Annotated in this window: 12 protein-coding genes; 1 reads left to right on the plus strand and 11 read right to left on the minus strand. The window is 38.5% G+C overall.

The features are described 5' to 3' along the window. Positions 1 to 8 precede the first annotated feature (8 nt). The 11 genes from rhaT to ABXQ82_RS08900 all read right to left on the minus strand — a co-directional run bounded on the left by rhaT (position 9) and on the right by ABXQ82_RS08900 (position 21,019). Positions 9 to 1,049 (minus strand): L-rhamnose/proton symporter RhaT, encoded by a 1,041-nt coding sequence (gene rhaT, locus ABXQ82_RS08850; protein ID WP_367057971.1) that lies wholly within the window; start codon positions 1,047 to 1,049, stop codon positions 9 to 11. 34 nt (positions 1,050 to 1,083) lie between these two features. Then, positions 1,084 to 2,520 (minus strand): L-fucose/L-arabinose isomerase family protein, encoded by a 1,437-nt coding sequence (locus tag ABXQ82_RS08855; RefSeq protein ID WP_367057974.1) that lies wholly within the window; start codon positions 2,518 to 2,520, stop codon positions 1,084 to 1,086. Positions 2,521 to 2,527: 7 nt separating this feature from the next. Further along, the gene (locus tag ABXQ82_RS08860) at positions 2,528 to 4,846 is read right to left on the minus strand and encodes an alpha-L-rhamnosidase C-terminal domain-containing protein (RefSeq protein ID WP_367057977.1); all 2,319 of its coding nucleotides are present in this window, start codon (positions 4,844 to 4,846) and stop codon (positions 2,528 to 2,530) included. 14 nt (positions 4,847 to 4,860) lie between these two features. Continuing rightward, positions 4,861 to 8,067, minus strand: coding sequence for a glycoside hydrolase family 2 TIM barrel-domain containing protein (locus ABXQ82_RS08865; RefSeq protein WP_367057980.1), 3,207 nt, complete (start codon positions 8,065 to 8,067; stop codon positions 4,861 to 4,863). Continuing rightward, positions 8,064 to 9,476 (minus strand): sulfatase, encoded by a 1,413-nt coding sequence (locus ABXQ82_RS08870; RefSeq protein WP_367057983.1) that lies wholly within the window; start codon positions 9,474 to 9,476, stop codon positions 8,064 to 8,066. Before ABXQ82_RS08870 ends, ABXQ82_RS08865 begins: the two co-directional genes overlap by 4 nt. Before the next feature lie 104 nt (positions 9,477 to 9,580). Further along, positions 9,581 to 11,020 (minus strand): sulfatase, encoded by a 1,440-nt coding sequence (locus ABXQ82_RS08875; RefSeq protein ID WP_367057985.1) that lies wholly within the window; start codon positions 11,018 to 11,020, stop codon positions 9,581 to 9,583. A 16-nt stretch (positions 11,021 to 11,036) separates the two neighbouring features. Next, on the minus strand, positions 11,037 to 13,814 hold the full coding sequence (locus tag ABXQ82_RS08880) for a family 78 glycoside hydrolase catalytic domain (protein WP_367057987.1): 2,778 nt from the start codon (positions 13,812 to 13,814) through the stop codon (positions 11,037 to 11,039). 189 nt (positions 13,815 to 14,003) lie between these two features. Then, positions 14,004 to 15,461 carry a RagB/SusD family nutrient uptake outer membrane protein gene (locus ABXQ82_RS08885; RefSeq protein ID WP_367057990.1) on the minus strand — a complete coding sequence of 486 codons (1,458 nt, stop codon included), beginning with the start codon at positions 15,459 to 15,461 and terminating at the stop codon, positions 14,004 to 14,006. Positions 15,462 to 15,472: 11 nt separating this feature from the next. Then, positions 15,473 to 19,027, minus strand: a complete 3,555-nt coding sequence (locus tag ABXQ82_RS08890; protein WP_367057992.1) for a TonB-dependent receptor — start codon at positions 19,025 to 19,027, stop codon at positions 15,473 to 15,475. A 162-nt stretch (positions 19,028 to 19,189) separates the two neighbouring features. Further along, positions 19,190 to 20,323, minus strand: a complete 1,134-nt coding sequence (locus ABXQ82_RS08895; protein WP_367057995.1) for a FecR domain-containing protein — start codon at positions 20,321 to 20,323, stop codon at positions 19,190 to 19,192. Between the two features lie 138 nt (positions 20,324 to 20,461). Next, positions 20,462 to 21,019, minus strand: a complete 558-nt coding sequence (locus ABXQ82_RS08900; protein ID WP_367057997.1) for an RNA polymerase sigma-70 factor — start codon at positions 21,017 to 21,019, stop codon at positions 20,462 to 20,464. Between the two features lie 496 nt (positions 21,020 to 21,515). Between ABXQ82_RS08900 and ABXQ82_RS08905 the strand changes: the two genes are divergently transcribed. Then, entirely contained in the window at positions 21,516 to 23,621 is a 2,106-nt protein-coding gene (locus tag ABXQ82_RS08905; protein ID WP_367058000.1) for a bifunctional aldolase/short-chain dehydrogenase, read from the plus strand. The last annotated feature ends 1 nt before the right edge of the window (position 23,622 follow it).

Consider the following 23,622-nt stretch of genomic DNA (forward strand, 5'->3'; position numbering starts at 1 on the left):
TGTTTTTATTAATGTTCTACTAGTTTATTTCCAATACCAATAAGCACGGTGGCACTTGCCAGCACCAATAAGCCTACGGTTAAAGTAATTTTTGTTTTTGTGCTCACGCCTTTCCACTCTTTGGTAACAATACCCCAGAGCGTACTAAAGAAAATGATGAATGCCATGTGGAGCGTCCAGCTTGCAAAATCGTGTTCGCCCATTTGTGTACTTCCCATGCCATAAAACATAAATTGGCAATACCAAGTAATTCCAGCAATAGTGGCGAACAGGTAGTTTATTTTTAACGGCGTTGCGTTATTTGTGTAATCTTTATAGGTTTTGTTTTTTAGGTTTAAGCCAATACACCATAAAAAATTGGAGGTCAGTCCGCCAAAAAGAATGACAATAAATACCGGGCCATTCTGCCAAAGTACAGGTGCATCATATTGCATTGCCAAATCTGCAATGGGTTTTCCAGCAGACATTCCGAATGCAAAACACGCACTCATGATGCCAGCAAATAGTGCTACAATCACACCTTTTTTAAGGTTGAATTCTTTTACCCCTACTTTCTTTTCTTCCGCTGATAGTTCCTTATCTTTTAAAATCCCGGCTCTTCCGCAGATAGCGATTCCTAAAAGCGATACGATGATACCCAACAGCACCACTTTTCCTGAGGTCGTTTGCAGTAATGTTGAAAACTGACCGCTATAAATGGGCGGTATCAAAGTTCCGAAGGCCGCCGTAAGCCCCAATGCCAATGCCATCCCTAGGGACATGCCCAAATACCGCATGGCCATCCCAAACGTAAGGCCGCCAATGCCCCACAGCACCCCATAAAAATACGTCCACAAAAAGCTATTACTGTCAACAGCACTTAGAATATTAAAGGTTTCGGGCACCGTTATTACTGAAACGATTATTGGTGCAATCAACCATGCAAAAAAGCCGTTTACAATCCAACCGCTTTCCCACGACCATTCTTTTATTTTTTTGATAGGCAAATAGAAAGAACCGGCCGCAAAACCACCAACTGCATGAAAAAATATACCAAGGAATGGGTTCATATTAAAATAAATTTATGAGCATTTAAGATTTCTTCTAACAAATCACAATACATTTTATGTTTAACAAATCCGCTATTTTTTTAAGTTGCGATGCTTGATGCCCCATACCAATAGCGCAATGGTGCGAAGGGCCCGCCAACGACCATTGGTCTATAAAATCCCTTATGGACAATGGGAATTTGTATCGGGAATTGGTGTTTCCAATATTCAGGGTAGGCCCAGAAACAGATTCGCCTTCTGCGACCAAGAAAAAAACCTCCCCTTGACCGTTTTGGCAAACCGAGAGCATGGTAACTGGGCCATTGGCCACTTTCATTTGAATGGAAAGCCCTTTCCCTGGTTTTCCATGATAGACAGGCAACGGTACCAAACCTACTTTACCATCTGCTATTTTAAAATGAGCGGGACCATCATGCCCCAATAATATCACCTCGTCTTCAAAATCCATAGCATAATACTCCGAGAAAGAACCACCACAACCCAAAACATCCATAATTTTCATGGCTTGGACATTCTTTATTTCACACTCTCCAGCCACAGGGATATTTTTACCTGTCAGTAAGGTAAAGCCCGGTATCAAAGAGGTTACTACGTTCTCATAAGTTGCATCGCCATCGCCTTCGTAATAATATGCCATAGAACCTAACTGATATTTTTCCACAAGTTTATCCAATGCTACGGAAGTTTTGGCCGCCCTTATAAGTTCCTCCTTTTCACATTCATCGGACACTTTAAAAATGGTGTTGAACTCTTCTATTTTTTCTTCAACCTCATCATTGGAAACTTCCTCCCTAATTTTTTTCAAAGTACCGAATTCGAGAATTTCAAAATGGTTGCCAAACGTTGCCGCTTGTTGGGTTAAATCGCTATACACATCCAACATACCGTTGTAATAATGCCCCAAAACACCAACGCGATTATTGCGCATGGTTTTTACGACATCTATCGCTTTTATAAACTCGCTGACTTGTTGCCAAACATAATCTTCCTTTAAATACCCAGAAATTAAATGAAACTTTATTTTTGCTCTGTTGAAGACACTCGCCAACTCTGGCGCCACACAACTTTGGCAATGAGCCAACCACTCGCCCGTCATTTTACCACGGTCGCCCATGGCGTTTATTTTTTTATAGTCTATGGCTTTTACGGGTTGCAGATTAAGCACAAATAATGGTTCATGTGTTTTTTGGGCTACAGGCAACACGTTATGGGACAAGGCATAAGTTGAAATAAAAAGAAAAATACAGTCCACACCCTCTTGATTAAAAAGGGATGCCACATCGTTTGCTTTTGCGGGTGTATCTACCATACCAGCGTTAACTACCTGAACATTGTTGGCTTTTATGTTTTCGGAAATTTCATCTTGATAGCCATTAAGTCTATCCAACAGGCCGTCGAATTGTCCCCAATAGGTATCCAAGCCAATGCCGAACAATCCTATCTTTAATTTGTTATTTGTTTTAGTCTCCATCTGAAATTTAATTTGCTTTAATGTGATAATTCCCTGAGGTTAATTCTAGACTATGATATTCATTTTCAGTAGTAAATGGAACTGCTTTATCATCTACCGAAATTTCTTTGAATGCTGAAGGCACATACACTTTTGCTTTAGTATGCTTTGGAATTTTCAATTTTAATTCATAGCCATTTGTAGCATCAATTTCAACCTCAATATTTCCTTTGATACTTGGTACTACGGCATTCACATTTTTCAAAAAACCCAATTGAGGTTTTATTTGAAACGTGTCATAGCCTGCGGACGTTGGAAACACCCCAGCAACATATTGAGACAATAAAGTAAGTCCACCACCACTCCAAGCATGGTTGGTTGTGCCACCGCCAAAACCTGCCGCACCAATGCCCCAACCTTCCCACAATGTGGTATAATCGGGGTGGTTTACCATGGTTGAAAATCGTTCTTGCATGCGCTGTAAAGCTTCATTGGGATAACCCATTTGAAATATGGCTTCCAGGACATACTTTTCCATATAAGGGCTAGAATGTTTTTCTTCTTTTAGAATTTTTAAAATAGCTTCGTATTTTTCGGCATTAGCCAAACCAGAAACTACAGCCAATCCTTGGGAGCGGTCGTCTATTTTTCCTTTATATTCTGATGACCGATAAGCAGTACCGTTCCAAAATTCAGCATTGAAATCTTTTTTGAATTGTTCCATTTTTGATGTTGTGGCTGATGCATTTTCAGATTCTCCTAACAACTCAGACATGCGGTAAAAGCTATCCAAAGCCATATAATATTGGGTATTGAATAGGATGGGCATATCCTTGTTTTCTCCCCAATCGCCCCATTTCCAACCGCCTTTTCGAGCCACAACGGTGCCGTTATCATGTAACTTCCAAAGGACTAGGTATTTTTCGACTTTATCGTAAACTTTGGCAATGGTTTCTTTATCGTTTGTATGCCAATAATAATTCCAAAAACCGTAAGTCCCGATACTGGAGAGCATTTGTGTTGGCAATTCTTGATGCCAGTTTCCAGCGGGAATAGGCGAATAAATGGTACTGTCTTTTCTCTGCCAATGCATCAGTTCCAAAATGCCCTTTTTTACCAGTTTATTGGAACTTGGCGATAGTGCGTAGAATGCTTCGCCACTTTCCAGCACTTCATCGCCCCACCATTGGGCACGTTCCCTATCGGGACAATCCATGTAATTATCGCGCATGGTAACGTATAAAGTCCGCAATGACTTTTGCCATAGGCGATTGTAAAAATCGTCATCACATTCAAAACTTCCCGAAAACTCTGTATTGTAACCTGTTTCGCGGTATTTTAAATCCAATATTTTTACACCTTTCGGAATCACATAATACATGGTTTCCCCATTCATCCAACCAAAACTTTCATAAGATTGACCCCCTTTTGTAGTGGTATATTCCGCCCTTACATTTGGTGGTCCTCCGCCCCTATAATTATCTGTTAGCATCTCTATAAGAAGTCCTTCCTCAGCATCAACTTCAAAATATGGGGTTATTTGTGCGTTGTAAGGCAATCTCACTTTTATCGTGTCCCCTGTAGAAACCAACGGAAATGTTGGCGCATTTTTAAACGGTTTTAATCCGAAATCTTTCCATTGCGGAATTTGGCGTTGTACTAAGTTGTTCCAAGGGGAAATGGGAACAGTTCCAAATATGATGGCATTTGGTTTTTCTGTATCATCAAAATCGGAGTGCGTAAAATCAAAATTGCCTTTTCTGGCATCGAAAGCGACGTTAGATTCTGGTAATCTATAATTAGGATGTGGTGCGTTGGTTTCCCCGTAAGCAGGATGCAACCACGCTTTCCAAGTGGTGTCTGATAAAATATGGATAGCCTCGGTCTGTACGTCGAACACCATGCCCGCTTTACCACTACTTTTATGCGAAAAACCCTCTTTACCAAAATACCAAGCCAAGACCGCCAATGTGTTTTTGCCTGCTTTTAAATGAGGTGTTATATTCACTTTGTCATAATACGTATCTTGTGGTGTTGGACCTCTTTTTAGGCCGCCCTCAAACACCACCAGTTCTCCGTTAATCCAAAGCCAGTATTTGGAATCTACTGCTATTCTTGCTATTACAGGTTCGTTGGACACCGTTTTTATATCAATCTCTTTTCTGAAATTAATCCAAGTATTAACTGTATCCGTGCCAACCTCAGCACCAATCCATTGCGCTTTCCATGGATAATCAACATCTAATGTTTCAATAGTTATGGCTTCGTTAATGGCAAGAGCCGTTTGGTTTTTACAAGAAGAAAAACTTAGGATTACAATTGAAATGATATATAAAAAATGCTTCATAGATATGCTGGTAATTAGTGTTCTAAATGGATTGAAAACCGATATTCATAAAATTTTGCGGGAATTTGGAAAGCCTTGTGTGGCGCAGCCTCAATATTCCAAGTATTGTCGCCACCAACACCCATTTGTTTAAAATCGATATTTAGGGTATTGCTGTCTTTAAATTCGAGTTCTTCTATTCTGATGGCTTTTTCCAGTTGTCGTTGGGTAAATGGCCAAACGCTAATATTTACGGGGTTTACAAGCGCTGTTATTTTTATGCCTTTTCTTTGGGCATCTGTTAAAGTTGCCCAATACACATCGGTTTTATTACTGCTCTCCTGTGGCCTTACATAGTACGTAAAATCGTTTTTTACCGAATTTCGGTAATGTCCAAAAAAAGCACCCGTTTTCTTATCTACATAACTTTCAAGCGGCCCTCTACCGAACCAATTCATGTCGTCCAAATCCGTTGGAATTTCCATTTGCAATCCAACCCTCGGTATGTTTGGCAAGTTCGATTTGGGCAGAAACTGATAATGGACTTCCATACTGCCATCACTTTGTATTTCATAATCCAAATGAATCCGTACGTCTTTTTTATTATCTTGAAACGTGGTTTTCACACTATATGCTTCATTGGAAGGAACTGTTTCAAACTCAGTCAACTTTAAATTTTCGGCAATCGTTTTCCAGTAGCCTTGCCGTTTTATAATCCCCGATGCCAAATCGTTGTCCGTTGGTGCGCGCCAGAAATTGGGTGTTAGTGCCTTTTTGATGTAGTTTTCAGTACCAAAACCGTAAGCAATTAATTGTCCCGAATCTTTATTAAAAACCATGTTAATACCATTGGTTGTTACTTTTAGCTCTTTTGCTGTTTCGGATATTTTGAACTCGGGAGTTTTAGGTTTTTCTGTTGTTTCGGGTTGAAAATATAACAGAAACTGTTCGGACGCAACGGAAAAATTTTTTGTTGCCCATGGCTTATCTTCTTTTAATACAAAACTTATATTAAGATGGTATCTTTTGTTCGGCCTAGGTGTCAATTCAGGTAAATTCAACGTTAACCCCCCTTGCTTTCCTGCTTCAATATTAGGTGCTTCAACTGTATTGGATTGAATCATTTTACCGTCCTCAGTAATTTTCCAAACCACATTAAATGCATTTAAATTGGTTCTAGAATGTCTGTTTTCAACTTTAAATTTGCCTTTTTCCAAACTATCCGCTTTAATTTTAACACGTTGCCACACATATTTTGCTTGCCAACCGCCAGATTTTATTTCTCCATCGGCAGAAATCAAACCCTTTTGAATGGGCAATAAATCTTCATGCTTTTGATTAAAATCAGCACCATGTTTCCATAGTGTTTTTCCGTCTGCACTTTGTTTTGTGAGCAATTGGTCCCTCCAATCCCAAACAAAACCACCTACCAACCTTGGGTATTTGCGAATGGCTTTCCAGTAGCCTTCCATATCGCCTGTGGAATTCCCCTGTGAATGTGCATACTCACACCAAATTACGGGTCTGTTATCGTTTGGCTTCGTTGCTAAATCTATCATGTCATCGGTTAAACGATACATTCTGCTTATAATGTCTGTGTATATCTTGTCGTTTGGTTCTGGTTTTGGCCATCGGTAGCCATAAATGTTTTGGGCACCTTCAGAATGAATGGGTCTCGTGGGGTCCATTTCTTTAATCCATGCCGCAAGTGCCGCATGATTAGGGCCAAAACCTGCTTCGTTTCCCAAAGACCAACTGATAATACTGGGATGGTTTTTATCGCGTTCTACCATTCTTATGCCCCGTTCCAGAAAACTGGTGTGCCATTCCGGAATGTTGCTTAATAACGACCCCACACCGTGGCTTTCTATGTTCGCCTCGTCCATAACATAAATGCCGTATGCGTTGCAGAGCTCATACCAATAAGGGTCATTGGGGTAATGCGAAGACCGCGACGCATTAACGTTCAGCTGCTTCATGAGTTCCGCATCCCTTCGCATGGCTTCCCTAGAAAACGCTTTACCTGTTTTGGCATCCCAATCATGACGGTTGACACCGTATAACAGCACGGGCACACCGTTTACTTTAAATTGCCCGTCGCTAATATCAATGTTCCGAAAGCCAATTTTTGTACTTCGGGCCTCTATCAGTTTTCCGTTGGCGTCTTTAAGAGCGAGTACCAATGTGTAAAGATTAGGGAATTCGGCAGACCATTTTCTTGGATTTAAAACCGTAGTCTGCATTAAATTTTCAAAAGGGCGATTGCCTAAAGGCGGATGGTATTCGTTCAGTACTTTATTTACGCTAACCCTTAACGGTACTTCAAGAATCGAGGTCTTATTTTCATCGTAAAGTTGTGCTTCTATAATCCAATCTTCAGTATTTATGGATGTGTGAACTTTAATTTTTGGGCGTATCTGTAATTTGGCGTTTTTATAGCTATCGTCCAAATCCGTTCTTACGGCAAAATCATAAAGTTGCACGTTCGGAACGGTTTCAATATATACTTCCCTGGTAATGCCACTCATGCGCCAATGGTCTTGGTCTTCCAGATAACTGCCGTCGCACCATTGCAGGACCTTAAACGCAATTAGGTTGTTTTCTTTCTTAAGAAGTGGTGTAATATTAAATTCTGAAGGCAACCGATTGTCTTCACTATAACCAACGTATTGGCCATTAACCCATACAGATATTGCCGATGATGCGGCGCCAATATGTAAAATATGACGCATATCTTTTTTGATATCCGGCATATTGAATGTTTTTTTATAACATCCCGTTGGGTTATAGTTTTCTGGAACATGGGGCAGGCTGACATCAAAATTTTTAAATATTTCGGGCGTAAGCCTTTGCCATGGTTTGCCGTAACCGTGCAATTCCCAGTTTGAAGGTACAGGAATAGAGTTCCAGTCTGTATCATTAAAACCGGGTGTAAAAAACGCTTTTGGAGCTTTATTGGGTGCTTCGTACCAATTGAATTTCCAATTGCCATTTAGCGATAATTTTCTCGGGGAAGCATCCCTATCTGCCTGTAAAGCCAATGTCATGGTTGGGTAAGACATTGAGGTAGCTCGTGCCGGTAATTTATTTACTTGTACTACATCGGGGGTTTGCCAATATGGGGTGTCTTGTGCATTTATGATACCAGCATTAAACAAGAAAACAACACAAAGAATCCCTACCTGTTTCAAATAGAACGATTTTTTAAACTTTGTTTTAGAATATTTTAGGTTCGTTTTCATTCAGCTTTATGCTTTAACCGATAATATTTTTTTAACATGCTATCTTTAAGACTGGTAAATTCAGGATTATGGATGAGGTTGTTTTTTTCACTAGGGTCTTTTTCCAAATCGTAGAGTTCTTCAAAAATCACCGCCGTAGTGTCTCTATCCTTAAAGTATTTCATATATTTTTTAGAGCCTGAAACGACGCCTTCTGTACTTGGTATGTAATAAGATGGCGATGATTGCCACAAATGCTCATAAAAAAATTCTTTTCGCGATTCCGTTTTCGAATTTTTTATAAGGTGAAATAAATCCTTGCCCTGCATGGTTTTTGGGATTTCAGCACCAGCAAATCCTAATATGGTTGGTCCCATATCAATATTTAAAACCGTTTGATTTCTAGTTTCACTTTTTTGGGTTTTGTTTCTTAAATCGGTGATGACCAACGGTACCTTGATGGATGGTTCGCTACCATACCATTTTCCAGCAAAACCATATTCCCCCAAATAAAATCCGTTATCGCTGGTAAAAATGATGACGGTGTTTTTATCCTGTCCATTTTTTTTAAGACCGTCCATGATTCTCCCCACAGCCTGATCGACTCCTGATATTAAACGGTAGTATTTTTTAATGTTTTCTTGTTGCATACTTGGCGACGCAAAACGATCTTCCCAGCGGTTTCTAGCCACATTGTTTTTTGTGAAAGCCTCTGGAAAATAATTAAAATAGGTTTTTGAAGCTGTGGATGGAATCGGCACGTCATCATCTTTATACAAATCGTCAAACTGGGAATCTGGAAGAAAATAACCAGGGTCTCCTTCAACATGAGGGGCTTTAAAACTGATGGAAAGACAAAATGGGGCCGTATTGTTTTTTTGTTTATCCAAAAATGCGATAGCTTGATGTGTCATTTTTGAAGTGAGGTGTATGGGTTTCCCCTCTTTGGTTTTCTGGCGGTAGGTCCCTTGGCCATTAAACCCTGCCCAAAAGTCAAATATATCTTTGGGTGCATTGTGCCCAACACCATATTTACCAATAAAACCAATAGTGTAACCAGCGTCTTTTAAAAGAACAGGATATGTATTGGCCAGTTGCTGTTGGGATAAATCTTTTGAAAATCCCCAAATGTCATGTTTTCGTGCATATTGCCCCGTTAAGATACTCGCTCTGCTCACGGCACAAATAGATGTTGTAACATAGGCATTATTAAAACGCACACCGTTATCGGCCAAATGATCGATATGTGGTGTTTTTATAATGGTATTTCCCATATAACCCAAGGCATCATAGCGTAAATCATCACATAATAAAAAGATAATGTTAGGACGAACTTTGTTGCTTGTATTCCATGCAGTAGCCTCTTTTTTAAATTCACATGAAAAAAGAAGTACTCCAGAAATTATAAAAGAAACTATTTTGCTACTCATTGTTTATGTTGCTATTATTTTATTTAAACAGGTTTAACTGATGTTGATTTGACCTACACCCTTTATCGATATGGAAAACTTTTTCCAATGAAGACCAAACCGTTTTATTCCCCATTGTAATCAGGATTTGGTGTTGGGTATTTGGCATACAATTCATCTAATCGCGCCGTCATTTTAGCCTTGAGCTCATTCAATTTCTGGGGATTGGTTCCAGCTAAATCATGTGCTTCTGAAATATTTTTTTTAAGATTATACAATTGGTACTGTTCATCCTCGTAGGTATATATTAGTTTCCAATCGCCTTCGCGATAAGCCGAAGACGGTTTGCTCCCTTGATGGTTATAATGGGGCAGATGCCACAGCACGCCTCGCTCCTCAAGGGGATTACCCTCAAATAAAGGAAGCAAGCTTTTACCATCTGATGTTTGTTCAAGACCTGTAATATCCATAATGGTATTGAAAAAATCCTGTCCTACAACAACGGTAGAGTCTATGCGGTTTTTTTTGATTTTTGCAGGCCATCTAATAATAAGCGGCTCTCGAATACCACCTTCATAGACATATCCTTTGCCTTCCCGTAAAGGCCCATTATCAGTAGGTGGTGTATGTTTTATAAATGCTGGTAAACTTGGCACATGTAACCCTCCATTATCTGAAGTGAACATTATGAGGGTGTTTTCTGCCAATTTCAATGCGTCCAGTTTTTTCATGATGCGTCCCACGTTTTCATCAATGGATTCTACCATCGCCGCATAATGAATATTCGGTAGGATAGTTTCATCATCATTTCCACGTTTTTTTCTATATTTTTCTACCATTTCTTTTTTTGCCTCAATAGGCACATGTGGCGAATAATAATTAAGACTGATAAAAAAAGTAGCCTCTTTTTGTTGTTCAATATATTCAATAGTTTTTGTGGTCAGAACATCGGTAAGATAGTCGCCTTCCTTAGAAGAGTTCTGCAATTCAGGTTTTTGTCCTTCATCAAAAAAGGGATAAAAAAAGCTTTTTGGCAAACCATGATACCCCCCTGCAATATTAAGGTCAAAACCACGATGGTCGGGACTAAATTTGCCTCCTCCCAAATGCCATTTACCGAAGAATGCGGTTTTGTAATTTTTGGTTTTCAATGCCTCTGCAATGGTTTTAAACTGTAAATCCAACTGCTGCGCAATGGGAGGCGTTATTAATTTCTGACTAGGTTTTGGAGGCGGGTTTCCGTGGATGTGCTCTGTGATATCCGTTCTTATGGGATGCAATCCTGTTATTAAAGCTGCCCTAGACGCACTACATAACGGTGCTGGGGCATAAGCATCTGTAAACCGTATGCCTTCATTTCCCAATTTGGTAAGGTTGGGCGATTCTATAAAGTCGTTGCCGTAGCTGGCAAGATCGTACCATCCCAAATCATCTGTAACAATCATGATGATATTGGGCAATACTGCTTTTTTTTCTTCCTTTTTTTGACAAGAAACGAATACACCTAAGGATAAGAGGACCATTAAAAATCCTAGTGCCTGTCCGAATATATGTTGATGTTTCATTGCTCTGGTTTTTAGTTTACGGTTTTTTAATCAATCTTAAATTGTAGCTTCCTGAAGTAAGCATGTATTTATTTGAACCTTGTATGTTCTGGATTGAACTGCTATAATCTTCCCTATTAGTTAAGGAATAATTATCGGGCAGTATGAGTTCAGCGTTGGCATTAACAGGAAGTTCAATATGATACAGCACGTTGTCTGTTTTCTTTTCCCAATGATTTACGATGTTTCCTAAAAGTGTTTCCTGTGATGTTTTTACCCATTGCACATCCACTTCCAAACCGGGATTTAAAGTGATGGTTGGGCTTTTTGAAAAGTCGATTTTAACGCCGCTCAAATGTTCAAATAACCAAAACCCAATATTTGTTGCAAAGGGATGATGGTTGGTGCCATAGCCTTTGGCATTCAAGTTTTCGCCCATGGTACTTCTTTCATCTTTTACAAAATGCAGCCATCCGGGACTTTCCTCTTGCGTCAATAACCTGTACATTAATTTTTTATAACCATTTTCAGATAAATATTGAATTAGGGGACGCACCCCAATAAACCCAACGGAGGTATGGTAATTATTCTTTTCAATGGACTCCATAAGTTTTTGGGTTGCTTTTTCTTTAAACGTTTCAGGAACCAGATTGTAATAAAGTGACACCGCTTGACCTGTTTGTGATTTTTTGTCATACCAACCTGTTTCTTCATCAAGAAATTTTTTGTTGAATGCTTCTTTAATTCTTTTGGCATGATTGGAGTAGAATTGTGCATCCTTCATATTTCCGAGCATGGTGGCACATTGGGCTGTGATGTCGCATAAATAATAAAGACCAGCGGTGGATGTTAATTCAACGGAGGTTAGGCCAGGGCCCCATCCGTTTTTATTATGCTCAAGATCCAGCCAATCGCCCAAAGACCAATATACGATGTCGTCTTTTGCGGTTTTCATTACAAAACTGGTATAATCCTTTATGGGTTTGTAGGAGTCTTTAATAATGGCCGTATCGCCCGTACTTTCATAAAGTTCTTGCGCCACATAAGCTAGTGTGCCTCCCCACCACGGATCATCATACTGAATGATGGTATCTTGTTGTTTTTCGTTTTTTTCCAGAAATCCCCAACCATTAGTGGGAACAATTGGCGGCACGTGACCATTATCTTCTTGGGATTCTATTAAGTCATCAAGGTACTTTTTAAAGGTATTGATGGCATCAAAATTACACAGGTAGGATTCCATGGTGTTCATGCCTCCGTCATAGGTCCATCCCATTTTTTCGCGGGTAGCTTCTTCCCCGGGCATACCGTGAACAGAATTGAGCAAGGTTCTCTTTACGGCTTGATGCAATTGATTTAACCGTGGATTCGAACATTGAAATGTGCTCGTTTCCTTTAAATCGGTGTGTACAGATTTTGCTTCTATAGTGATAATCGCATCTTTTGAAACACCTTCAATTTGTACGTAACGGAATCCGTGGTAGGTGAACCTTGGTTTAAATGCATCCGTTTCGTTTTTGCTTAAAATTAATTTTCCGTGTTGAAATCTGCCAAAAGTATGACTGGTACTATGCTTTAAATTAAGTGAACCATCAGGATTTAAAGCTTCGTTAAAATAGATGTCCACCACTTTTCCTTCATCGCCTTTAATAGTGACATCAGCATAACCCGTAAGGTTTTCGCCAAAATCAAAAACGGTAACGTTTGACTTGGGACTCCATATACTATCAGGTTTTAAGGTTTTCACTTCTCGCATTGGTGGGAGATATTGGTAAGTTAGTTTGCCCAAAGGCGCTGGTACTTCTACGGTATTTTGCCATTTGGAATGGTCAAAATCAGACGTGTTCCAGCCACTAAAATCAATCCGTGCATCAATGGTTTCGCCACCTCTTATACTGTTATAAACAATAGGACCATAAGACCATTTCCAATCGGTATCAGAAATAATCGTTTCTTTTGCGCCACTTTCATATTCCAAAACAATTTGGCACAAAAATTTGGGAGGTGTTTTCCAATTGGCTTTTTCCATCTGGAAAAGGTCGCGCTCGGTATGGTTGTAAAACCCATTTCCCAATAGAGCAGACACCGTATTTTTTTTGTTTGGTTCTAACATGGATGTGACGTCATAAGCGAGGTATTTTACGTTTTTCTGATAATCGGTAAAAACGGGATCCAAAACATGGTCGCCTACTTTCTGGCCGTTTAAGTAAAGCTCATAATATCCCAATCCAGTCACAAATGTGGTGGCAGCTTTTAACTTATCACGAGTTTTAAACTGCTTTCTTAAATATACTGCGGACGAATCTTCTGCACTAAATCCCCTAGATTTATCATAACGACTGAACGGTTCTCTTTTAGAGCTTACCTCTTGATATTTATTTGAAATCCACTTAGCATCCCAATCATCTTTGTTTAATAATCCTGTTTTCCAAAAAGCTATATTGCTGTAGGGCGTGGCATCTCCTTTTTCATCCCAAATCTTGACTTTCCAGTAATAAAATGTATTTGACTTATTGGCGCTAAAAGACAGTCTGTGATTGATATTTTGACTGCTTTTAATCTTGCCGGTATTGAAAATATCTGCATGATCTTCCTTTAAAAGTGTTTTGGAAGAGGCTATTAAAACTTGGTATGCCGATTGGGATTTTCCCTGTTCTTCTGAAAAAAGTTTCCAGCCCATTAAAGGACTTATCCTATGGATACCGATGGGATTACTGAGATATTCTACGGTAAGTTGGGATATGTTTATTGAAGATTGCGCCTTAAAGCTCATCGTATATAGCAGAACTAACAAAAAACATACTTTATAATGCATTCTTTAGGAATTTTAAATGGATTGAATTTCCCTAAAACAGTTAAGGTTCTTTTGTTTAAAGGGCTTTAGCTGAATTTCTTCTCACAACTTTTAAAGTTTTAATGTATGATTTTGGATATTTTAAAAAAGCCGCCCCCTATTTTGAGACGGCCTCATAACTAAAACAAACTAACTCAAACTAAATAGCTCTTACCAACCTGGGTTTTGAGGATATCCATATTGATCTACTTGATTAAATGGAATTGCCAATAGGGTTCTTATGTTTTCGTATTCCAATCCTTGCGTTAAATGTGGTTTTAGGGCAAGTAAGTCATCGCCATGTGCCTTCATCACATCAACCGCTTTACCCGTTCTCACCAAATCGAACCATCGGTGGTTTTCAAAAGCCAGTTCTAATCTGCGCTCAATGGCTATTTTGTCCAATGCCTCTGTTTGACTGGCTGCAGTAACTGGATCTGTAACCCCTGTTCTTGGGCGTATTTCATTGTTGATGATATCTATGCCCTGTTGAAAACTGCCAGTCTGTGCTAAACATTCAGCAAGCATCAATCTAGCATCGGCATACCTATACATTGGGAAGTTAACATCCTGTTGGCCTGGGGCCAATGGCGCATAATTATATTTGTTAACATACGGTTCCCCCATGTCGAAAGCAATATTCACCGCAGCACGGGCATCATTATTTGGATATAAATCTATGATATCCTGTGTAGGCTGATTTAAACCAGCACGACCACTTGCTTGGGTAAAAATTAAAATTCTATTTCCACTTGTAAAGGGTACGAATTGACCCAAGAAGTTAGAAGCTTGCCCACTTGCAAAATCAAACTGAATTTCGAAAACAGACTCAGCGTGGTTTTTATTGCTGGGGTTAAAAATCATCTCGTAGTTTCCTAAGATATTGTATCCTAGCCCTTCCATTTGGCGCAAATAGGGAATAGCCTCTGCGTATCGTTGAATGGTCATTAAAATTTTTGCCTGCAACATAAGGGCCGCACCTTTAGTGGCTCTGCCTTTTTCTGAATTTGGCCACGACGCAGGTAAAAAATCAATTGCTTGTTCGTTGTCAATTAAAATTTCATCATACACTTGGTTAACAGGAATTCTTGACGTAAACTCTTCGCCAAAAGCATCTTCTACACTGGAAGCTACGAGTTTATGAAAAGGAATATCCCCAAAAGAACGTGCTAAATTGAGATAAAAATAAGACCTAAAAAACAAGGCTTCTCCTTTTCTTGCACTTTTAAGATCTTCATCATCAAAATCAACATTATCGATATTGTTTAAAACCAGATTGCAATCTAGGACACCGCCGTACCAACCGTTCCAGTAGCCTCCAATATTGCCATTGTCGGAGTTCATGGTAAACTCGTCAATCTCTTCTGTTGGAGAGCCCCCTCTATCAGCTTCATTACGTTGGTATGAGGTATTGTCTGATCTAAACTCACCAAAACGCCATTGCCCGTTGTTAAGACCTCTGTTGGTGCTATATATGGCGTTTACACCTTCCGTTATCTGCTTTTCACTATTGTAAAAAGATAGCGGGGTATTACTATTGGAGGGTGTGATGGTCAAAAATTCATTGGAGTCACAGCCCATTACCAAGAGCACAATAACGATTAACTTAATTTTATATAATATTTTCATAGTATCTGATTTTAAAAAGTAATATTTAAGCCAAAAGTGAACGAAACAGCATTAGGGTAGCTACCTTCGTTAACACCTCTTACTAAATTATCTGAATTTTTTTGAATTTCGGGACTCCCTAATTTGTATTTAGAGAACACAAAGGGATTTTGTAAGCTTCCATATACGCGCATTCCAGAAATCATGGAATTTTTACCTAACATACTTTCATCGAAGTTATAACCTAAAGTAATGTTCTTGATCCATAAATAGTCTGCAGCCTTAACGTGGAACGAGTTTGGCGACCTCCAATATCTCGTAGTGTTTTGCTTGGTTGTTGGAACTGTTATGGAGTTTAGCGGCGTTTCCTCGCGGGCCTCAATTACTGCACCGTTAGGGAGATTTCCTGTGGCGGGTATAACGATATCTGTTGGAACACCTGGTCGGTAACGATTGGTAAACACTTCTCTATCTACATTGAATTGACCGTCAAGATTGTGCATTTGCTGACTACGCTGGTCGTAAATGTCAAATCCAATAGCACCATTTAGCAAGACACTCAAATCAAAATTCTTATAGCCAAAGTTATGTCTCATACCGAAAATCAAATCTTGATTAGGGTCTCCTATATCTATATAGTCTTCTTGACTGAATTGAATTACACCGTCGCCGTTACCGTCAAAAACCTTAGGTGAACCAACAACCGCTTGCGGATATTTTGCCACATCCGGATTATCCAAATCTTCTTGAGAATAAAATCCTAATATTTTAAAGCCTCTAAATATACCTACAGGGTCGCCTTCTCTTACTACTGCAAAACGGGTACCGTTACCTGCATTACCTATAAAGAACTCATCATCACCAGAGACTTCCAATACTTCATTTTTGTTGATACTGGCGTTGGCGTTAAAACTATATGAAAAATCTTGTGAGGGGATTAAATCCCTGGTCGTTAAATTAAATTCCCAACCTTTATTTTGGATACTACCTACGTTATTAATAATGCCTCCCAAACCTGTTGCTGTTGGTATAGAGGTATTACCTAAAAACCCTTTAGAGGTAATATCATAATAATCTACTTCAAGATTAAATATATTGAATAAACCAATATCTAATCCAAAGTTTAATTCCTCACTTTCTTCCCAGGTCAGATTGTTGTTTGGAAGTGATACTAAGGCATAACCCGCAGCCTGCGAGCCTCCAAAGATATAGCCCGTTCTATTAATATTACCCTGCGATGCAAAATTGCCGATGCCAGCATCATTACCCGTAATACCATAGCCTGCTTCAAATTTAAGGTCTGATATGGTTTTCTCGATGGGTTCCCAAAATTTTTCTTCGGAAATCCTCCACGCCCCAGCGACTGCATAAAAATCTCCCCAACGCGATTGTTCGCTAAATTTTGAGGATGCATCCCTTCTGTAAGAAGTGGATACATAATATTTTGAATCGTAGTTATAGGATGCCCTTCCTAAATAACTCAAACGGTTTAGCTCGTCAAAACCATAACCACCACCAAAATTGTTGATAAAGTTATCTGGATTCACATTGCCCGCTCCTGGAAATATAAAGTCCTCATCTATAAAATCAGAAGCATTTACACCTATACTTTCTCCTGATCTCCTTTCTATAGAGGCAACTGCGGTAGCTTCAACATTATGAACATCGTTAAAGGTGTTGGTATAGGTTACCTGATTGTCCAATATAAAATTGGTTGTGTTTCCTGAACCCGCATTAGAACCACTATTTGGTCGTCCGGTTATATCGGGTGTTAACCCATCCAAGGGTAAGGTTTTAGGTGTATAGTTAAAGGTATTCCTGTTTCTGTAATTTACATTGGCAGTAGTTTTTACGCTTAAGTTCTGAATAGGTTTTATCTCTAAAAATGCCGACATGTTAAAGGTGTTGGTCTTACTTTGTTGTTTACGCCCTAAAATCCTGAAAACAGGATTTGCCGTCCAGAACATTCCAGAACCAAAAGGTACAGGATTGCCCGCAAAGTTTATTCTAGATAATGTACCATGAGTAGATTGCGTTAAATTCCCAAACTCATCATATACTGGAGCGGTTGGGTCAACCCAATAACTTGCATTTACCGAGCCAAAAGCACTATACCCACCAGAGTTTGGATCGGTATCACCTGCATTATTGGTTACAAAACTGGGCGCAATATTAACGCCTGCACGCAACCAGTCGGTTACGTCTGCCTCCACATTCGCCCTTAATGTCAATCGTTTAACATCGGTACCTATAACAACACCTTCTTGCTCCCTAAAGCCTCCTGAAACATTGAATACAATATTTTCTGAGCCTCCTCTAGCCGAAAGAAAATAGTCGGTAGTTAACGATGTACGTGTAATTTCATCAAACCAGTTAGTTCCTTTGGCAATTGCCGGATCGGTTTGGGCCGCCGCGATATACTCTTGGATACGGGTATAATGTGCTTGTTCAAGTCCTCCCCAGCCACCATTGAAAAGATAGCGGTCTTCTAATCGCTCTTTTTGAAACGTTGCCATTTCAACTGCATTTAAGTTGTTAGGTCTGTCAAACTCTTGTGTCCACCCAAAAGAGGAATACACATTGGCATTAAATTGGGTTTTCCCTTTTTTACCCTGCTTTGTTTTTACGATAATAACACCATTAGAGGCCCTGTTACCATAAATGGCTTTGGAGGCCGCATCTTTAAGTACCGAAATACTTTCTATATCTGCAGGATTTATGTTGTTCAATAAAAAGTTATCCCCACTATTGGATACACTTGTTAAGGGAATACCATCTACCACATAAAGCGGTGCGTTGTTTCCTAAAGAACCGATACCTCTAATTAAAATCTGAGGGCCACCGGCGGGGTTACCCGTTTGGCGAAACTGAATACCTGAGGTTTGTCCAACTAATGCCTGATCTACCGAAGCCACGGGAAGATCTTCTATATCCTCCGCGCTAAGCTGTGTAACAGACCCAATAAGGTCTCTTTTGCTACTGGTACCATAACCAATAACGACTACTTCGTCCAATTGTGATACATCTTCTGTAAGTTTGACATCAAAAACCCTCTGGGCGCCTACTGGAATTTCTTGAGTTGTAAAGCCAATATAGGAAATCACTAATATGGCGTTTTCATTAGAAACATCTAGCGAAAAATTACCATCAAAATCAGTTTGTGTGCCATTTGTAGTGTCTTTTTCCAATACAACTGCCCCTGGCAGGGGTTGTCCATTTACATCTGAAATGGTGCCAGTAATTTGAAGTTTCTGTTGGGTATTTTCAGCAAGAGTTACCTTTGCTACAATAATTTTGTTGTCTTCAGTAAAGGTAAAATTAAAATCCTTGTTAGAAAGGCTTTCCATTAAGAGCTCGTTAGCTTTAATTGTTCCTTTTTTAAGCTGCACTTTCGGAATATCCTTAAAAAGATCTTCTTGGTAGATAAATGTGTACTCGGTTTGTTCTCTTAATAAATCAAAAACTTCATCTATTGTTACACTCTTATCTTGATCAATAATAATTTTAGCATTCTGCGAAAAAACGTGGTTTGGCGAAAGGCTAAAAACGGTTGTACAGAATAAGAGGATGAAAAATTTTATTATCATCTGTAACGGTTTCCTCTTATTGTGTAAGAAAAAATTGTTAATCAATTTAATTTCCATAAATTTGCGTGTTAGTTAATTAAACATTTTAGTTAATTGATAATCAAAGGGGGATAAAGTGGTTTTACTGTCCAGGTATAAGCTTTATTCCCTATTTTTTTTGGTTTACTTTAAAGTGATTTTTTTATCGGTTATTACATAGGCGGTTATAAAATTAGTGTTCTTTATAGTTTTCAATATATCTTCAAGGTTTTCATTTTTACTGATTACGCCGTTAAATTTGACCTGTTCAAGTTCTGTGTTTTCGAATATCACTTTAACATCGTACCAGCGTTCCAAAACAATCATAATCTCTTTTAATGTCTTGTTTTTAAAGCTAAAAATTCCTTTAATCCAAGATATTTCACCATAAACATCAATGTGGTCAATACTTATGGTCTGGGTTTTAAGGTCTAGGACGGATTGTTGATTTGGAACTAAATATTTTTTGGCTTTTAAATGGCTAACATTCACTTTACCTTCAACCAAAGTCGTATATATTTTAACTTCATTTTTATAGGCCTTTACATTAAATACTGTACCTAAAACCTCTACATCTTGATTTTTATTGATGACTTTAAATTTTGAACCTTGGTGCTTAGTACTTTCAGATACATCAAAGTATGCTTCTCCATAAACGAGTTCCACTTCCCGAATACCCCCTTCTATAAAAGTTTTTGGATATTTGAGTTGTGATTCTGAGTTTAACCAAACTTGTGTACCATCAGATAATTTTACATAAAACTGGCCTCCTCTCGGGATCGTCAAATAGTTATATACTATTTCTGGTTTTGTATCATCCTTAGTCTTGTAAATCAATTCTTCCCCATTACTACTTAAATTATCAGTCGTATAGGTTTTGCCCTTTTCCAACGCTATAACCGCTCCATTTTCAAGGGTCAATGTTGCTTTATCGGTGCCTGCCTCAATGTGCACATTGCCATCTACAATAATTGGAGTACTGGTTTTAACAGACTTTTTGTTATTATAGACAAAAGCAGCAGAAATAAGTAAGGCCACAGAGGCAGCAACCGCATACTTCCAATACTTATTTTTAGATTTAGAGGTTTTCAGGCGACTTTGAAGAGCCAACCATCCTTTTTTTATATCAACATAATCTATATCTTTTTTGTAATTTTTTTTTACTGAATTAAAATATTCTCTATGCAAATTTGACTCTTCAAACCATTTTGAAAAAACGATTTCCTCTTCTGGAGTCAATGTTTTGTTAAGTTTTTTTATAATTAACTTAAATTCCATCTTATAGGCTGTAGGTATTATTGTTGTGGGTATGTTTTATAGTAAAGACAACTAAAAATAAAAAAAGGGTTACAAAAAAAGGAGAAATATTTAAAAAAAGGACAATTAAAATACCAATTTGATAATAACTAGGCGTTTTTATTGACGAGTTTGTAACAAAACTAAAATAACGGTAACCATATCCGTGATTTTTAATTTCGCTCTCCTTAATTGTGTTTTCACGGTATTTACAGAAATTCCCAGTTCTTGTGCTATTTCCTTATACTTATAGTTGTGCAAAAATTTTAGCTTCACAACTTGTTGCATCCTATCGGGAAGCGTATCCACAATTTTCAAAATTTGGTGATACACTATTTTTTTGTCTTCTTCTGAAGTGGAATCAAAAACATGTTCGGTGATAAGATTAATATTAAAATCCAAGAACTCATACCTATCCGTAATTTTTATGGATTTTAAAAAATTATAGCATCGGTTGCGCACCATCGTAAAGAGATATCCTTTTAATGACGATTTAATCTTTAATTTATCGGCATTTTCCCAAATATAAATAAACACTTCTTGAACAATATCTTCGCTGGCATCTTTATCAAAAAGATAACTATTCGCATAGATAACCAAATCCTTATAGTGGTTTTCAAAAAATTTTTTGAATACAACACGGTTTTGTTTACTTATTTCTTCAAGAATAAGGTTCATTTATCTTATGGAATAAGGTTGGATTTAAACAAATCTATAAAAATTATACGATAACTCGTCTTGAATAACTTTTTAATCATGAGTCTACAAATTTTATAACCTGCTCGAGTTGATGATTTTTAATTTTATCTATTTTTTTGTAACCCTTTTTGGTTTTTGGTTGTCATTACTATAGAGCTAAGATTAAAAAACATTACCAATCCCCATTCAAATCTATTGCTTTTTAAAGTGAAACATCTATAACTTGTAATAGAGTTTATTTTAAGCACTATTAGATCATTTAAAGAGCAAACCTGCATAAATCTTGAAATGAATTATTTATATTTTTTTTCATGATTTTTCCCACACTACGAAATGTACAGAATACAAATAAAAGATGTACATAAAATATATTTTTGAATTACCAATTAAAATATTGAGTCAAGCAGCATACTGTCCAGAATAGAAAAACTTTTTGTTTAATATACTTTAGCTAAGTAACACTTTAAAAAATCTTATGACTACGATTACAAAAAATTTCAAGCACGTTGATTACCTATGGGATGACAACAAAGCAAACGCCCTAGGTGATGATCAAGTAGCCTTATTTTTATACCGTTCAAATATCTTGGGCGCAGACCTAAGAATCACTAATTACGGTGGCGGCAACACCAGTTGCAGGACCATAGAAAAAGACCCACTTACCAACGAGGACGTTGAGGTGATGTGGATCAAGGGTTCCGGTGGGGACATAGGAACTTTAGACAGAAGTGGCATTGCGGGAATCTATACCAACAGATTGCGCGATCTAAAAAATGTCTATGGCGGTTTGGAAGACGAGGACCGCATGGTGGGACTGTTCAACCATTGTATCTATGATCTGGACAGTAAAGCCCCTTCAATCGATACACCATTACACGGCTTATTGCCATTTGCACATATCGATCACTTACATCCTGATGCGCTTATTGCAGTTGCGGCCGCAAAAGATAGCGAGCAGGTCACCAAAGAAATTTGGGGCGACACTATGGGATGGGTACCTTGGCAGCGTCCAGGTTTCGATCTGGGGCTTCAAATAGAAAAATGTTTAGAGGACAATCCAGGGATTCGTGGTATCGTTTTAGGCAGCCACGGTCTGTTCACTTGGGGAGATACCTCTTATGAATGTTACATAAATAGTTTAGAGGTTATTGAAATGGCTTCTGAATTCATCGAGAATAAAATAAAGGAAAAAGGCAGCGTTTTTGGCGGACAGAAAATTGAAAGCTTACCTAAAGACGAACGTTTGGAAAAAGCAGCCCAGATCATGCCTTTGTTAAGAGGTTTATGTTCTTCTGAAAATAGAATGATCGGGCATTTCTCGGATACGGATGTGGTGATGGAATATATCAATAGCAATGACTTAGAAAGATTGGCGCCAATGGGCACCTCTTGTCCAGATCATTTCTTGAGAACAAAAATCCAACCTTTAGTGTTGACCTTGGATAAAAATGAAGATTTATCGGATGCTGATGCCATCTTAAAGAAATTAGAACCTGCGTTTGCAGCCTACAGACAGGAATATGCAGATTATTACAACACATGTAAAAAGGCTAACAGTCCTGCCATGCGTGATGCCAATCCAGTAATTATTATATATCCAGGTGTTGGGATGTTCAGTTTTGCGAAAAACAAACAAACTACCCGTGTAGCCAATGAGTTTTATATCAATGCCATTAATGTTATGCGTGGTGCAGAAGCAATTACTTCTTACACCTCATTACCAAGACAAGAAGCTTTTGATATTGAATATTGGTTATTGGAAGAAGCTAAACTACAACGTATGCCAAAGGAACAGCCATTATCCCGTAAAGTAGCGTTTGTTACTGGAGCTGGAGGTGGTATTGGTAAAGCCATTGCTGATAAATTGGCTGCAGAAGGTGCCAATGTAGTACTAACCGATATAAATGAAGACAGTTTAAAAGAGGCACATGCCACTTATAAAAGAGATGTATCCACTTACACTATCTGTGATGTTACGAACACAGAATCTATAGCCAATGCATATAAAAAAGCATGTATCGAGTTTGGTGGTGTAGATATCATTGTTCATAGTGCAGGATTGGCGATTTCTAAACCATTGGAAGATACCACCGATAAAGACTGGAACATTCTTCAGAGCATTTTGGTAAAAGGACAGTTTGATTTGGCAAAACAATCTGCAGCCATCATGCGCCAGCAAGGTCTGGGCGGAAACTATATTTCTATTGCAAGCAAAAACGGATTGGTAGCAGGCCCTAACAATGTCGCTTACGGAACAGCTAAGGCAGCACAACAACACATGGTGCGCTTATTGGCCGCTGAACTGGCAAAAGATAAAATTAGAGTGAACACCGTAAATCCAGATGGCGTTATCGTTGGCAGTAAAATATGGGAAGGTGCCTGGGCGGAAGGTCGCGCAAAAGCAAATAATATTACCGTAGAAGAACTGCCTGCTTTTTACGCAAAAAGGAATTTATTAAATGAAATTATTACTCCAGATGATATTGCCAATGGCGTATTTTCTTTAGTTGGGATTTTGGACAAGTCCACAGGGAACATCATTAACGTTGATGGCGGTATGGCCAACGCGTTTGTAAGATAAA

Source organism: Algibacter sp. 2305UL17-15 (genome assembly GCF_040720935.1).
Taxonomy (GTDB): Bacteria; Bacteroidota; Bacteroidia; order Flavobacteriales; family Flavobacteriaceae; genus Jejuia.